At 67.9% G+C, this 14,614-nt stretch carries 15 protein-coding genes; 5 read left to right on the top strand and 10 right to left on the bottom strand.

The genetic code is table 11. From position 1 onward, the window contains the following. The first annotated feature begins 27 nt into the window (after positions 1 to 27). The 4 genes from JW897_RS10360 to JW897_RS10345 are packed head-to-tail and all read left to right on the top strand — an operon-like array spanning position 28 to position 3,304. Positions 28 to 900 carry a branched-chain amino acid ABC transporter permease gene (locus tag JW897_RS10360; RefSeq protein WP_048414839.1) on the top strand — a complete coding sequence of 291 codons (873 nt, stop codon included), beginning with the start codon at positions 28 to 30 and terminating at the stop codon, positions 898 to 900. Next, on the top strand, positions 897 to 1,871 hold the full coding sequence (locus JW897_RS10355; RefSeq protein WP_205466021.1) for a branched-chain amino acid ABC transporter permease: 975 nt from the start codon (positions 897 to 899) through the stop codon (positions 1,869 to 1,871). Before JW897_RS10360 ends, JW897_RS10355 begins: the two co-directional genes overlap by 4 nt. Continuing rightward, entirely contained in the window at positions 1,858 to 2,571 is a 714-nt protein-coding gene (locus tag JW897_RS10350; RefSeq protein WP_205466020.1) for an ABC transporter ATP-binding protein, read from the top strand. The genes JW897_RS10355 and JW897_RS10350 overlap by 14 nt, the downstream gene beginning before the upstream one ends. Beyond that, a complete protein-coding gene (locus JW897_RS10345) occupies positions 2,564 to 3,304 on the top strand; it encodes an ABC transporter ATP-binding protein (RefSeq protein ID WP_048414842.1) in 741 nt (246 codons plus the stop codon). Before JW897_RS10350 ends, JW897_RS10345 begins: the two co-directional genes overlap by 8 nt. 387 nt (positions 3,305 to 3,691) lie before the next feature. On the opposite strand, the gene JW897_RS10340 is transcribed toward JW897_RS10345, so the two are convergent. The 10 genes from JW897_RS10340 to JW897_RS10295 all read right to left on the bottom strand — a co-directional run bounded on the left by JW897_RS10340 (position 3,692) and on the right by JW897_RS10295 (position 13,248). Then, complete coding sequence (locus JW897_RS10340; protein WP_048414843.1) at positions 3,692 to 4,120, bottom strand: MaoC family dehydratase; 429 nt, start codon at positions 4,118 to 4,120, stop codon at positions 3,692 to 3,694. Positions 4,121 to 4,142: 22 nt separating this feature from the next. Further along, positions 4,143 to 4,595, bottom strand: coding sequence for a MaoC family dehydratase N-terminal domain-containing protein (locus tag JW897_RS10335; RefSeq protein ID WP_205466019.1), 453 nt, complete (start codon positions 4,593 to 4,595; stop codon positions 4,143 to 4,145). Between the two features lie 254 nt (positions 4,596 to 4,849). Then, positions 4,850 to 5,770 (bottom strand): SDR family oxidoreductase, encoded by a 921-nt coding sequence (locus tag JW897_RS10330; RefSeq protein ID WP_205466018.1) that lies wholly within the window; start codon positions 5,768 to 5,770, stop codon positions 4,850 to 4,852. A gap of 153 nt (positions 5,771 to 5,923) precedes the next feature. Beyond that, positions 5,924 to 7,099 (bottom strand): thiolase, encoded by a 1,176-nt coding sequence (locus tag JW897_RS10325; RefSeq protein ID WP_048414845.1) that lies wholly within the window; start codon positions 7,097 to 7,099, stop codon positions 5,924 to 5,926. Beyond that, positions 7,096 to 7,620, bottom strand: a complete 525-nt coding sequence (locus tag JW897_RS10320; RefSeq protein WP_205466017.1) for a Zn-ribbon domain-containing OB-fold protein — start codon at positions 7,618 to 7,620, stop codon at positions 7,096 to 7,098. Before JW897_RS10320 ends, JW897_RS10325 begins: the two co-directional genes overlap by 4 nt. A gap of 2 nt (positions 7,621 to 7,622) precedes the next feature. Then, positions 7,623 to 8,453 (bottom strand): HpcH/HpaI aldolase/citrate lyase family protein, encoded by an 831-nt coding sequence (locus tag JW897_RS10315; protein ID WP_205466016.1) that lies wholly within the window; start codon positions 8,451 to 8,453, stop codon positions 7,623 to 7,625. Then, positions 8,450 to 9,835, bottom strand: coding sequence for an MmgE/PrpD family protein (locus tag JW897_RS10310; protein ID WP_205466015.1), 1,386 nt, complete (start codon positions 9,833 to 9,835; stop codon positions 8,450 to 8,452). The genes JW897_RS10315 and JW897_RS10310 overlap by 4 nt, the downstream gene beginning before the upstream one ends. A 22-nt stretch (positions 9,836 to 9,857) precedes the next feature. Further along, entirely contained in the window at positions 9,858 to 11,036 is a 1,179-nt protein-coding gene (locus tag JW897_RS10305; RefSeq protein ID WP_048414848.1) for a CaiB/BaiF CoA transferase family protein, read from the bottom strand. A gap of 168 nt (positions 11,037 to 11,204) precedes the next feature. Further along, positions 11,205 to 12,365, bottom strand: a complete 1,161-nt coding sequence (locus JW897_RS10300) for an acyl-CoA dehydrogenase family protein (protein WP_048414849.1) — start codon at positions 12,363 to 12,365, stop codon at positions 11,205 to 11,207. Between the two features lie 19 nt (positions 12,366 to 12,384). Beyond that, positions 12,385 to 13,248 (bottom strand): HTD2 family dehydratase, encoded by an 864-nt coding sequence (locus JW897_RS10295; RefSeq protein ID WP_338030565.1) that lies wholly within the window; start codon positions 13,246 to 13,248, stop codon positions 12,385 to 12,387. 433 nt (positions 13,249 to 13,681) lie between these two features. Here JW897_RS10295 and JW897_RS10290 point away from each other — a divergent pair, with 433 nt between their 5' ends. Further along, positions 13,682 to 14,614, top strand: coding sequence for a LysR family transcriptional regulator (locus tag JW897_RS10290; protein WP_240352161.1), 933 nt, complete (start codon positions 13,682 to 13,684; stop codon positions 14,612 to 14,614).

Genomic DNA, 14,614 nt, shown 5'->3' with positions numbered 1-14,614 from the left:
CCCGCGCGGAAAACAAGGGAACGACTCATGACGGAACTGATTCTGCAGGCGCTGTACTCCGGCGTGCTGGTGGGCGGCGCCTACGCGCTGGTGGCGCTGGGCCTGGCCCTGGTGTTCGGCACCATGAAAATCATCAATCTGGCGCACGGCGAACTGGTGCTGCTGGCCGCCTACATCGCCTACGCCGCCGAGAGCCGGCTGGAGCTCAATCCGCTGCTGGCCATTCCGCTGGCGCTGGCGGTGGTGTGCGTCAGTTCGGCGCTGGTCTACCTGCTGGTGGAACGGATCCGGCAGGATCGCGAACTGAACTCGCTGATTCTGACCTACGGCATCGGCATCATTCTGACCAATGCCATCCTGCTGGTATGGAAGGCCGACATCCGTTCCACCGCCAGCACCTGGTTCCAGGAGCCGCTGATCCTGGGCGCGCTGTACAGTATGAACAGCGAGGCGCTGTTCTTCTGCGTCAGCCTGGCGCTGATAGGCGCGGCGGGGCTGTGGCTAAGCCGCAGCTGGCATGGCCGCGCGCTGCGCGCCGTCGCCGGCAACCGCGAAGCGGCCAAGCTGATGGGGGTCAATCCGCGCAAGATAGAAATGGTCTCCTTCATCCTGGCCGGCATCCTGGCCACCTTCGCCGGCGTCGCCATTTACAGCTCCGGCGTAATCCAGCCGGCGATGGGCCATTCGCTGACGGTGAAGGCCTTCATCATCGCCGTGCTGGCCGGCACCGGCTCCATTCCCGGCGTGCTGCTGGGCGCGCTGTTGCTGGGCATCGCGGAGTCGTTGACCGTCACCCTGTTCAGCTCCGCGCTGCAGGAGCTGGCCGGCATGCTCTTGTTCCTGCTGGTCTTGTTCATCATGCCCAACGGCCTGTTCGGCGTGAAAGGGAGGCGCGGATGAAAGCTTCAACCTGGGCCACCGCCCTGCTGCTGGCCGCGCTTTACCTGCTGGTGCCGCTGTTCTTGGGCGAGCGCCTCTACCTGATGAGCCTGATCGTCTCCGCCTTGACGCTGGGCGGCATCGCGCTGGCCTGGGCGCTGCTGGGCAATCTGGGCGGCATGGTCAGTTTCGGTCACGCCGCCTTCTTCGGCGTCGGCTCTTATGTGTCGGCGCTGCTGACGCTGAAACTGGGCTGGCCGGTGCTGCCGTCCATGCTGCTGGGCGGCGTGGGCGCCGCCGTGGCCTCGCTGGCGATGCTGCCGGCGCTGCGGCTGCAAGGCCCCTACTTCGCGCTGGCCATTCTCGCCTACGCCCAGATCTTCCGCATCCTGGCCACCGAGTGGCGCGGACTGACCGGCGGCGCCGGTGGTCTGTCCAGCATTCCGTCGCTGCCGCGCATCGCCGGCGTGGACCTGTCCAGCAAAACCGGCGCCTATCTGGTGATCCTGACCCTGGTGCTGCTGTTCGTCGCGGTTTACCGCCGGCTGCGCGCCAGCGATTACGGCCTGGCGTTGAAAGCGATGCACGATTCAGAGGACGCCACGCGCGTAGTCGGCGTCAACAGCACCGGGCTCAAGGCCGCCATGCTGCTGGTGTCCGCCGGCATGACCGGCGTCATCGGCGCCTTCAACGCCCACATCATCAACTTCCTGGAGCCCGACTACGCCTTCGACGGCTCCTGGACCATCATTCCGGTGATCGCGGCCATCTTCGGGGGCTACCGCACCATCGCCGGTCCGCTGGTCGGCGCGGCGGTGGTCTACCTGGTCAGCCAGTTGCTGTTCAAGAATTTGCTGCCCATAGGCCATGAAATCATGCTGGGCGCGTTGCTGGCGCTGATGATCATCGTCAGTCCAGGCGGGCTGTTGCCGCTGTTGGAGCGCGCACTGCGCCGCCGCCGAACCGAGGAACCATCGCATGCTGAAACTTGAAGACATATCGGTGCGCTTTGGCGGACTCGCCGCGCTCAAGGGCGTCAGCCTGGAGATCGGCGACGATGAGATCGTCGGCCTGGTCGGCCCCAACGGCGCCGGCAAGACCACGCTGTTCAACACCATCTCCGGCCTGGTCAGGCCCAGCGGCGGCCGCATTTTATTCCAGTCCCGCGACATCCTGTCCTTGCCGCTCTACCAGCGCGCGCGGCTGGGCATAGGCCGCTCCTTCCAGATTCCTCAGCCCATGCACCAACTGACGGTGCGGGAAAACCTGCAAGTGGCGCAACGCTTCGGCGCCGGCCAGCGCGACCCGGAGGACATCGAGCGCATCCTGGACCTGCTGGCCCTGAGCGCCAAGGCCGAGCGCCAGGCGGCCGGCGAGCTGAGCCTGAGCGAACTGAAGGCGCTGGAAGTGGGCAAGGCCTTGGCCACCCGCCCCAAGATCCTGCTGCTGGACGAAGTGCTGGCCGGCTTGGAAACCAGCAGCAAGCGCCGTTTCATGACCATGCTGCAAGGCCTGCAGCAACGCTATGCGCTGACCATTCTGCTGATAGAGCACGATATCGAAACCATACACCGGCTGTGCCGCCGCGTTTGCGTGCTCGATTTCGGCGAGTTGATCGCCGACGGCGAGCCGGACGCGGTGTTCCGCGATCCGCGCGTCGTCAGCAGCTACACCGGAGAGAACCATGCTTGAAATCCAGCGCCTGCGCGCCGGTTACGGCGGCATCACCATCTTGTGGGACGTGGATCTGCGCTTCGCCGCCGGCCAGCTCACCGCCATCATCGGCCCCAACGGCGCCGGCAAAACCACGCTGCTGCGCACCATCAGCGGCCTGCTGCCGATACAGGGCGGCGACATCCGCCTGCGCGGGAAGTCCTTGCGCAATGTGCCCGCCTGGGACATGCCCGGCCACGGCATGGTTCTGGTGCCGGAGGGCCGGCTGGTGTTCAAGGACATGACGGTGGAGGAGAACCTGAGGATGGGGGCCTTTGTTCCCGCGGCCCGGTCGTGGGCGGCCGACGGCCTGGAGCGCGCTTACACGCTGTTTCCCAAACTGGCCCAGCGCCGCCGCCAGCTCGCCGGCTCGCTGTCCGGCGGCGAGGCGCAGATGCTGGCGCTGGGGCGCGGCCTGATGGCCGAGCCGCAGCTGCTGCTGATAGACGAACCCTCGCTGGGCCTGGCGCCGGTGATCAGCCAGGAGCTGTTTGCCTGCCTGGAGGCGCTGAAACGGGAGGGCAAGACCATCGTACTGGTGGAGCAAAGCACCCGCAGCGCGCTGGCGGTGGCCGACCATGTCTACCTGATGCAAAGCGGCAAGGTGCTGCTGTCGCAGCCCGCCGCCAGCGTGGAGTTGGAGGCCTTGCACGATTTGTACTTCAGCCGCGAAGCGGCGGAGGCCGGCGCGCCTAGCCCAAGCCCAGCCTAGCCAGCCCTCGAACAGGTTCTTAGAACCTGTTTACGATCTTTCCGAGTGATGGCTCCAAGATATGGAATCCGCTGCGCGGATGATGATTTTCATTGCCGGGGCTGCCCGGCGAGCAGGGAGGAGATATTTGCTTGGCCAAATATCCCCTCCACCCCTAAAGGCCACCCTGCAAGCCTGGCCTGCGGCTTCCCGCCAGGTCCCGTCAGGTCCGAGGCGCGGCTGAACTCGCAGCGCGCTACCGTCGCGCTGCTCGAACAAGCAGCCGCTTAAGACCTCGGACCTGCCACCCGACGGCAGGCTTGAAGGGACCCAGGGCGCGTCGAATACGCGACTTCCTGTGTACCAAACCGTGTTTCAAGTACTGACAAAAGATCGGTAAACAGGTTCTTAGTCCGGCGCGGCCAAAGCCACCACCGCCTCGCCCTGCAGCCGGGTCTCACCGTGCTGGTTGACCGCCCGCAGTTGCAGGCGCACGCGCCGCTCGCCGTCCTGCTCGAATAGCTGCGACACCGTCGCCTCGCAACGCAGGCAGTCGCCCAGGCGGGTGATCGAGACAAAGCGGGCGCGGCAGCTGCGCAGCGCGGCCTGCGGCGCCCAGCGCGTCAGCAGCTGCGCCAGGTAGGCCATGCCCAGCATGCCGTGGGCGAACACATCGTCCTGACCAGCCGCGCGGGCGAAATCGCTGTCGATGTGCATGGGGTTGTGGTCGCCGGACGCGCCGGCGTACAAGGCCAGCGCGGCGCGGCTGATCGCCGGCGCGGTGAAGGCCGGCAATTCGTCGCCGACTTGCGGCTCGCTCCAATCTGCGGTGTTCATTTCTCTCTCCCTCCAGCCAGGCTCAGGCCGGCTTGACCACCGTGACCCGGCGCAACTCCGCCACCACTTGCCGCTCGGCGTTGCTGACCGTGGTCTCGATCTCGATAAAGCCCAACTCGCCGCCGGAGCGGCTCCGCTTGACGTAGATGTTGGCGATGCGGCCGGCGTAATCGAGGCGATCGCCGGCGAACACCGGCCGCCGGTAGGCGAAGCTCTGCTCTCCGTGCAGGATGCGCGCGATATCGATGTCCAGCAGACGGAACAACTCGCCCCGCTGCGGCGACTCGAACTCCAGGCAAAACAGAAAGGTCGGCGGCGCCAGCAAGGCCGGGTAGCCGGCGGCCTCGGCCGCGGCTTGATCAAAGTGGACTGGGTCGCTTTGCGCGGTGGCCAGGGCGAAAAACCTCAACCGTCCCGCCTCCACCAGCACCGAATACGGCGTCAGCGCCCGGCCGATATGGCTGTGATCCAGCATGCGAACTCCTTTCCTTAGAACCTGTTTACGATCTGCTGCGCGTCGGTGATACGGCGTTGAAAACACCTTCGAAATGCTCATGTACCACGTGTACATTCCGCTTTCTCAGCCGTTTTCGCCTTGTCTCGCCTTAGCTCGCGAGATCGTAAACACGTTCTTAGAGCGGCTAACAAAACTCCTGATGCTACGTTGCGCCAACTTGCCTCAGACATAAAACTGACTTTTTTAGCCGCTCTTTGCTCGCCCAGCCATCTTCACACCGGGTCCCAGCTGAACACGTCGGCCGAGCGCTCCAGGCCGACGAAAGAGCCCTGCAGCGCCGGCATCGCGTGCTCGGCTATGGTTTGCGGCGTCCAGCCCTGATCGCGCTGCACCGAGCGCAGTGGCCGCGGCTGGCTCATCAGGAAGATCTCGTTGTTGCGCACGCAGAACACCTGGCCGTTGACCGCGCCGGCGGCGTCGCTGGCCAGGAACACCGCCAGCGGCGCGATCTTGGCCGGCATCATCTGTTTGATCTTGTCCACCCGCTGCCGCTCGGCCTCGGTCTGCGACGGGATGGACCCTATCATCCGGCTCCAGGCGAATGGCGCGATGCAGTTGGAACGCACGGCGAAGCGCTGCATGTCCAGCGCGATGGACTTGGACAGCGCCACCACCGCCAGCTTGGCCGCCGCGTAATTGGCTTGGCCCAAATTGCCGATCAGCCCGGAAGTCGAGGTCATGTGCACCAGGCTGCCCGAGCCCTGCTCCTTGAAATGCGGCGCCGCGGCGCGGCTCATGTGGTAGGCGCCGTAAAGATGGACCTTGAGCACCGCGTCCCATTCCTCCTCGCTCATCTTGTGGAAGATGCGGTCGCGCAAGATGCCGGCGTTGTTGACCACGCAATCCACCCGGCCAAACGCTTCGATCGCGGCGGCGATGATCCCGGCCGCGCCTTCCGCGCTGGCCACGCTGTCGCTATTGTCCTGCGCCAGCCCGCCCCGCTCGCGGATCTCCGCCGCCACCCGCTGCGCCGGCCCGGCGTCGCGGCCCTCGCCGCTGAGCGCGGCGCCGATGTCGTTGACCACCACCCTCGCGCCTTCGGCCGCCATCGCCAGCGCGATATCGCGCCCGATGCCGCCGCCGGCCCCGGTCACCACCACCACCTTGCCCGCCAACATGGCTTGCTTTTCCATTGTCTGCCTCCTTGTTCCCAATAGCTGTTCAAAGTCTCGCGAGCCGGGGCGAGACAAGGCGTGGGGGCTGAAGAAGCGAAGAGTGCATACGGTATCTTCCAAAGCCGGTTGCAACGCCGTCTCGCCGACGCTCAGCAGATATTGCGCAGGTTTTCAAAGCGCTGCGGCGCCGCCCAACACCGCGGTGACCTGCGACGACAGCGTGCCGCCGTTGCCGTGCACCAGCGCGGTAGTCGCGCCGGCCACCTGGCGCGCGCCGCAATCGCCGCGCAACTGCCTCACCGCCTCTATCACCTGGAACACGCCGTACATGCCGGGGTGCGCGCAGGACAGGCCGCCGCCGTTGGTGTTGACCGGCAGCCGGCCGCCCGGCGCGATGGCGCCGTCTGCGACGAAGGGCCCACCCTCTCCCTTGGCGCAGAAGCCCAGGTCTTCCAGAAACAACAAGGTGTTGATGGTGAAGGCGTCGTAGAGCTGGACCACGTCGATGTCGGCCGGGCGCATGCCGGCCATCGCCAGCGCCCGCGCGCCGGATTCGCGCGCCGCGGTCACGGTCAGGTCCGGCATCGCCGAAATCTGCCGGTGCCAGGTGGCGCCGGCGACGCCCAACATATAGGCCGGCGGCCGCGGCAGGTCGCGCGCGCGCTCGGCGCGCACCATCACGTAGGCGCCGGCGCCGTCGGTCACCAGGCAGCAATCGCGCACCGACAGCGGGTCCGCCACCATGCGCGCGTCAAGCGCCTGCTCCAGGCTCAGCGGCTCGCGCGCATAGGCCTCCGGGTTGAGCTGGGCCCAACGCCGGGCCGCCACCGCCACCTCGGCCAGGTGCTCGCGGCGGGTGCCGTACTGGTGCATGTGCCGCGCCGCGGCCAGCGCGTAGGCAGTGACCGGCAGCGCCGGCTGGTACGGATGTTCATGCGGCATCGGGTCGAGGAAGCGCCGCGCCTGATTGCTTTCCTTGCGGCCGAAGGTCGCCGTGCGCTGGGTGCTGCCGTAGCAGACCAGCACCGCGTCGCAGACGCCGGCCTGCAGCGCCAGCGCCGCCGGCAGCATATGGGCGACAAAGCTGGAGCCGCCCAGCATGGTGCTGTCCAGGAAGCGCGGGCGGATGCCCAGGTACTCCGCCACCGGCAGTCCCCACATGCTGGCGTTGACGCTGGCGGTGGTCAGACCGTCGATCTCGCCCAGCGTCAGGCCGGCGTCGGCGATCGCGATGCCGGCGGCTTCGGCCAGGATTTCCATCTCGCTGCGGCCATGGGCCTCGCCCAGGCCGGCCTGGCCGACGCCGACGATGGCCACCGCGCCGCGCAACCCTTGCGCCCGGCTCATGTCCGCCCCCCTTCCGGCACGAAGACCAGCAAGGCCTGGCCTTGCTCGCTGACGATGGACGCCCGCACCGCCATGCCGATGCGCACCGCATCCGGTGCCACGCCTTCCACCCGGCTCATCAGCCGTACGCCCTCGGCCAGATCCACCAGCGCGATGTTCAAATCGCCGCCCTGCTCCGGTTTGCGGCGCACCACCGAACTGGAATAGACGGTGCCGGCGCCGCTGGGCCGCACCCAGGTCAGCGCCGCCGCGCCGCAATGCGGGCAGGCCACCCGCGGATAGAACACATGGCGCTCGCACGCCGCGCAGCGCTGTATCTGAAACACGCCGGCCCGCAGCGCCTGTTGGTAGATCCGTTCCGGCCCGGCGGCCTCTGATGTAGTCATGCCTATGCTCCTGGGGGAATGAGTCAGAAAGGAAACGCTGGGCGACAGGCCGCAGAAGCCTTGCGTGAACACCGACCACAAGCCGGGCCGCCGCGCGATGGAAGTGACGGGGTCGGCCGTCGATTGGCGCGCCATGTTCAGAACTCCTCCGCCAGAATCCGCTCGGCGCGCAACAACACCGGCCGGTCTATCATCCTGCCGTCCAGCAAGGTGGCGCCGCCGCCGGCCCGCGCCGCCGCCTCCCGCACCCGCAGCGCCCAGGCCAGCTGCGGCTCGCTGGGGCGGAAGGCGGTATTGACCGCGGCGATCTGGCCTGGGTGAATGCACAGCTTGCCGCCGAAGCCCAGCCGCCGCGCTCGCTGCGCGTCGCGGTGCAATTGCGCTTCATCCAGCGCGGTGGTGACCCCGTCCACCGGTGGCGGCAGCTCGGCCAGCCGCGAATTCAGCACCAGCCGGGAACGGAAATACAACAAGGCCTCGCCGTCGTCGTCGTCGATATCCAGATCCAGGTCCAATTGAAAATCCAGCGCGCCGAACACCAAGCGCGCCACCCGCGGATGGGCGGCGATGGCGGCGACCTGGTCGAAGCCGCGCGCGGTTTCGATCAGCGGCAGCAAGGGCGGGCCGGCGCGGCCGGCGGTCAACGCGTCCAGTTGCTCCACGCTCTCGGCCTTGGACAGCACCACACCGTCCAGGGACAGCTCCCGGCATAGCTGGGCATCGGCGGCGAAGTCGGGGCTGTCGGCGGCGTTGACGCGCAACAGCCGCGCCGGGCCGGCGCCGGCGCCGGCGGGCAGCGCCAACCAATTCGCCGCCGCCCCTCGCGCCAATGCCTTGTCCGCCGCCGGCACCGCGTCCTCCAGGTCCAGAATCAGCGCATGGGCGCCGGAAGCGGCGGCCTTGGCGAAACGCTCCGGCCGGTTGCCAGGCACGAACAGATAGCTGTGCCATGCGGCAAGCGGCCTCATGTCCGCGCTCCCGGCAACAGGCTGCCCACCACCGCCGCCCCGCGGATCTTCCACAGATTGGCCAAGGCCAGCCTGGCCTCCTCCGGACCCGCCGCGCCGCCGAAGGCCGCCAGCCGCAAGGCCTTGGCTTCCAGTTCGGCGCGGCTCAAGGTATTGCCGGGGTCGCCCTTGGGCTGTTCCACCTTGCATGTCAACCGGCGGCCATCGCGAGTATTCACCTCCACCTTGCCTATCCAGCGCAGCGGATAGGCGGCCTCCACTTCGGCGTCCGCCTCCATCGTCACTTTGGCGGCAAAGTCGCCAACGGCGTCGTCGTCCAGCGCGCGCTCGAATTCGGTGATGCCGGCGGCGCCGTGGCAGGCGATCAGGCCCAGCACCGTGCCCATGGAAAACTTGGCCTGATGCACGCTCTGCGGCCGCCCCACCACGCCCAGCACCTCCAGCGCGGCGACGTGCACCCGCGCGTTGACGCGGACGATATCGTCCGCGCCGAGGCCGTGCTCGCGCATCAGCTGCAACAGCGCGTCCGCCGCCGGATGGGTGTGGCGGCAGGAGGCGTGGTACTTGAACGAGGTTTCCAGCAGCGCCCAGCGCTCGCCCAAACGGTCGCACAGCCGGCCGGCGTCGGCGTCGCTGGACATGCCGGCCGCCATGCCTTGCGGGCCTTCCAGTATCTGCGTCGCGCCGCGGAAGCCGTCGCGCGCCAGATAGGCCGCGCTCAAGCCGCTGGCGGCGGCATGGGCGGCGTGCAGGGGCTTGGAGTCGGCGGCGGTGCGCAAGAACTCCCACAGGCCGGCGGCCTGGGTGCCGGCGCTGCCGATGGCGTGGTTCATCTGCTCCGGGTTCAGCCGCAGCAAACGCCCCACCGCCACCGCCGCGGCGATGCCGCCGACGGTGCCGGTGGTGTGGAACACCCGGTAATGGGAACGGCCCAGGCTTTCGCCGGCGCGGATGCCGGCCTCGTAGCCGGCGATGGCGGCCAGCAGCAGTTCGGCGCCGGAACGGCGCAAGGCCTGCGCCGCCGCCAGCGCCGCCGGAAACACCACGGTGCCGGGATGGAACACCGCGCCGTTGTGCACGTCGTCCTGCTCCGCCACGTGGGAGGCGGCGGCGTTGACCATGGCTGCGAACAGCGGCGAGCTGCGCCGCCGCGAAATCAGCAGTTCCGCCGCGCCGCCGGCCGGCCCCATCGCCTCGGCCAGCGCGGCGATGCTTTTCACCGGCCGCGCGCCCTTGCCGGCCAGCGCGGCGCCGAACCAGTCCAGCAGCAACTCCTCGGCCCGGCGCCATACCGGCTCCGGCACCTGTTCCGGCCGCAGCTCGGCGGCAAAGGCCGCCAGGCCGGCGCTGCCGCTGGCCGGTGTCGACGTTATCGCTGTCATCCTTGTCCTCCCGTTTCAGGTTTCAGATCGCCCGCTGTTCGCGCAGGCGGTGAATATCGGCGGCGGCGTAGCCCAAGTCCCGCAAAATCGCCTCGGTGTGCTGGCCCAGCGCCGGAATCGCGTCCATCCGGTAGTCGAAGCCGTCGTTGTCGCCCGGCGGCAGCAGCGCCGGAATCGGCCCCGCCGGGGACTCCACTTGCCTCCAGCGCCGCCGCGCCGCCAGCTGCGGATGGCGCCAGACGTCGGCCATGTCGTTGATGCGGCCGTTGCCGATGCCGGCCCGCTCCAGCCGTTCCAGCAACTGGGCCGAATCCAGGCCGGCGAACACCTGATCGATGATGGCTTGCAGCGCCTCCCGCCCTTGATGGCGCTGCGGATTGGACGCGAAGCGCGGATCGTCGGCCAGCGCCGGCGTCTCCAGCACCTGATCGCAGAAGCGCCGCCACTCGCGCTCGTTCTGTAGACCGAACAGCAGCCACTGGCCGTCGCCGGCCTGGAACGGGCCATAGGGGTAGATGCTGGGATGGCTGGCGCCGCTGCGCCGCGCCTGCGGCTGCCCCTGGAAGGCGAAATACAGCGGATTGCCCATCCATTCGGCCAAGGCCTCCAGCATCGACACTTCGATATGGCTGCCCTCCCCGCTGCGGCCGCGCTGGATCAGCGCCGCCAGGATGTGGCTGTAGCCGTACATGCCGGCGGCGATGTCGGCGATGGAAATGCCGGCGCGCGCCGGCCCGTCGGCGCCGCCGGTGATGGAGAGCAGGCCGGCCTCGGCCTGGATCAGCAAGTCGTAGGCTTTCTTGCCGGCGTAGGGGCCGTCGCTGCCGTAGCCGGAAATGTCGCAGACGATCAGCCGCGGCAGCCGCGCGCGCAGCGCGGCGGCGCCCAGTCCCAGCCGTTCCGCCGCGCCCGGCCCCAGGTTCTGCACCAGCACGTCGGCGCGCTCCAGCAACGCCGTCAACACGGCGGCGGCGGCTGGCTGTTTCAGGTCCAGGGTCAGGCTTTCCTTTGAACGGTTGATCCAGGCGAAATAGGAGGACAAGCCGCCCACCCGCTCGTCGTAGCGGCGGGCGAAGTCGCCGTCGCCGGGGCGTTCCACCTTGATCACCCGCGCGCCCAGGTCCGCCAGTTGCCGGGTGGCGAAGGGCGCGGCGACGGCGTGTTCCAGCGAAACGACGGTAATGCCTTGCAAGGGTCCCATTCGGGTCTCCACGAGACTGCCGTGCTCAGAACCTGTTTACGATCTGCTGCGCGTTGGCGATACGGCGTTGAAAACACCTTCGAAATGCTCATGTACCACTTGTACATTCCGCTTTCTCAGCCGTTTTCGCCTTGTCTCGCCTTAGCTCGCGAGATCGTAAACAGGTTCTCAAAACGAGCGCGGCAGGCCCAGCACGTGTTCGGCCACGTAGGCCAGGATCAGATTGGTGGAAATCGGCGCCACTTGGTACAAGCGGGTTTCGCGGAATTTGCGTTCGACGTCGTATTCGCAGGCGAAGCCGAAGCCGCCGTGGAATTGCAGGCAGACATTGGCCGCCTCCCAGGAGGCGTCGGCGGCCAGCAACTTGGCCATATTGGCTTCGGCGCCGCAGCTTTGCCGCGCGTCGAAACGCGCGCAGGCTTCGAAGCGCATCAGGCTGGCGGCTTCCAGATTGACGTGGGCGCGGGCGATGGGAAATTGCACGCCCTGGTTCTGGGCGATGGGCCGGCCGAACACCTGGCGCTCGCGGCCGTACTCGGCGACGCGCTCGATGAACCAGCGGCCGTCGCCTATGCACTCGGCGGCGATCAGCGCCCGTTCGGCGTTGAGCCCGTCCAGCAGGTAGCGGAAACCCTGGCCCTCCTCGCCGATCAGGTTCTCCGCCGGCACTTCCAGTTCGTCGAAGAACAGCTCGTTGGTCTCGTGATTGACCATATTGGCGATGGGCTGCACGCTCAGGCCGCGGCCCACGGCTTCGCGCAGGTCGATCAGGAACAGCGACATGCCTTCCGAGCGCCGGCTCGTCTGTTCCAGCGGGGTGGTGCGCGCCAGCAGTATCATCAGATCGGAATGCTGGACCCGGGAAATCCACACTTTCTGGCCGCTGACGCGGTAATGGTCGCCGCGGCGGACGGCGCGGGTCTTGATGCGGGTGGTGTCGCTGCCGGTGGTCGGCTCGGTGACCGCCATGGACTGCAAGCGCAATTCGCCGCTGGCGATGCGTGGCAGGTAGTCGCGCTTTTGCCGCTCGGAGCCGTGGCGCAGCAAGGTGCCCATATTGTACATCTGGCCATGGCAGGCGCCGGAGTTGCCGCCGCAACGGTTGATCTCCTCCATGATCACCGAAGCCTCGGTCAGGCCCAGGCCGGAACCGCCGTATTCCTCAGGAATCAGCGCAGCCAGCCAGCCGGCCTCGGTCAGCGCGGAGACGAAGGCCTCCGGATAGCCGCGCTGCTGATCGATCTCGCGGAAATAGGCGTCCGGAAACTGCGCGCACAGCGCGCGCACCGCTTCGCGCAGCGTCTGGTAATCATCCTTGCTTTGCCGCATCGCATCCTCCCTTAACGATTCAGGCGCCGTCGTCCGGCGCCCATTGCAGGCGGGCCTCCATCGCCGGCTGCCCGGCCGCGTTCCAGGCCCACAGGGCCACCATGCGGTCGGCCGGGTCCGGCAGGCCGCCCAAAGTGATCTCGGTGTTTTCGAACAAGGGCCGCAACGAGCGGAAGCGGAAACCGCCGGGGCGGAAGCCCGGCGCGCTCCGGCCGCACAGCTCCAGCAACAGGGTGGCGAGCAAGGGCCCGTGCACCACAAGGCCCGGGTAGCCTTCGCTGCCGGTCGCGTAATCGCGGTTGTAATGGATGCGGTGGGTGTTCAGCGTCAAGGCCGAATAGCCGAACAACAGGACGTCGTCGGCGCGCAGCGCGCGCCGCCACGGCGTGGCCGGAATCGGCGCCGGCGGCGCGGCGGCCTGGTCCGCGGCCGGCGGCCGGCAATAGACCAGATCCTGCTCCTCCACCAGCGCCAGGCCGTTCTCGCCGCTGATTTCGTGACGCAGCGTCAGAAACAGCAAGGGCCCGCTGCGGCCGCTCTTGTCCTGGATGGCGGCGATGCGGGAGTCGCGGCTGGCCCGCTCCCCCAGCCGCAGCGGCTGCAGCCATTCCACCCGGCCGCCGGCCCACATCCGCCGCGGCAGCTCCACCGGCGGCAGGAAGCCGCCGCGGCGCGGATGGCCGTCCGCGCCCAGCGCCTCCGGCGGCGACAGGCGGTTGAAGTACAGCCAGTGCCACAGCGGCGGCAAGGCCTCGCCCGGCTCCGGCGGCGGACCGGCGCGCCCCAGCAAGGATGCCAGCGCCGCGGCCGGCGCCGGCGCCAGCCAGTCGTCGCGCCGCTCGCGCTTTCCCAACCATTGATTCACATGTTTAATGTCAAACACTGCGCCCGCTCTCTTTCTCATGCCCATCGGCAATTGCTCGAACTGGAGTGGAGACTGCGGGCTCAGCATGAAGAGGCCGGCCGCGACTGGCAATTCGCATTTGCCGAAGCGGGATTTAGGCATGGCTTAAGAGCCACTGACAAAACCTCGCCGAGAATTGAACCCAGGCGCGCCGACGCAGGCAGTAGCTGCGGTGCGGAAGGCTCAAGGCGGGATCAGGGGTTTTGTTAGCAGACCTGAGAACTGTTTACGATCTCGCGAGACAAGGCGAAAACCGCTGAAGAAAGCGGAATGCACGAGGGGTACATGAGCATTTTGAGCTGGCACTCGCCGTGTAACGCTTCATGAAGCGCAGCAGACCTTGAACAGGTTCTAACCGCGGGCCCCGCCAAGCGGCGGGGGCCGATACCAGCACAAGGAGGAAAGCCCTGCCATGGCTTTGCATTTTGATTTGGTGGACTTGAGGCTGTTCGTCTTCATCGCGGAGGAAAGCAACCTGACCCGCGCCGCCGCGCGCGCGCATCTGTCCTTGCCGGCCGCCAGCATGCGCGTCAAGCATCTGGAACAAGCCATAGGCGTCAAGCTGCTGAACCGGGAGAGCCAGGGCGTGTCCTTGCGGCCGCCGGGGCGGACGCTGCTGCATCACGCCCGCAAGGTGCTGGGCCAGCTGGAGAGCTTGCGCGGGGATTTGCAGGAGTACGCCGAGGGCGTCAAGGGCCATGTGCGGGTGCAGGCCAACACCACGGCGATCACCGAGTTCATCCCGCCGGTGCTGAGCGCCTTTCTGCTCAGTCACCCGGACGTGAACACCGATCTGCGCGAGCGGCTGAGCCACGACATCGTGCGCGCGGTCAACGAAGGCACCGCCGACATCGGCATCGTCGCCGACAGCGTGGACACCGCCGGCCTGCAGGCCATGCCCTACCGTCAGGACCGGCTGGTGCTGGCGGCTTCGGCGCGCCATCCGCTGGCGCGCAAGCGCGCGCTGGATTTCGCCGCCACGCTGGACTACGACTACGTCGCGCTGCACGAGGGCAGCGCGATCCACTCCTTCCTGGCGCAGGCGGCCGCCCGGCTGCGCCGGCCGCTGAAAATCCGCACCCAGGTCAGCAGCTTCGAGGCGGTGTGCCGGATGATAGCCGCCGACGTAGGCATCGGCATCCTGCCGGAGTCCGCCGCGCGGCGGCACGCGGCCAGCCTGGACATCCGCCTGGTGCGGCTGAGCAATGACTGGGCCGCCCGCAATCTGCTGATCTGCGTGCGCGAGCTGGACAGCCTGCCGCTATTCGCCCGCCACCTGATCGCGATGCTGGAGGCGGACGGCCACGGCGAGGCTTCGCCGCCTCGAGCGCGGCCGCAACGCTAG

It is taken from the genome of Chromobacterium alkanivorans, assembly GCF_016937655.1.
Lineage (GTDB): Bacteria > Pseudomonadota > Gammaproteobacteria > Burkholderiales > Chromobacteriaceae > Chromobacterium > Chromobacterium alkanivorans.
This window is presented reverse-complemented; position numbering and strand designations above follow the sequence as displayed.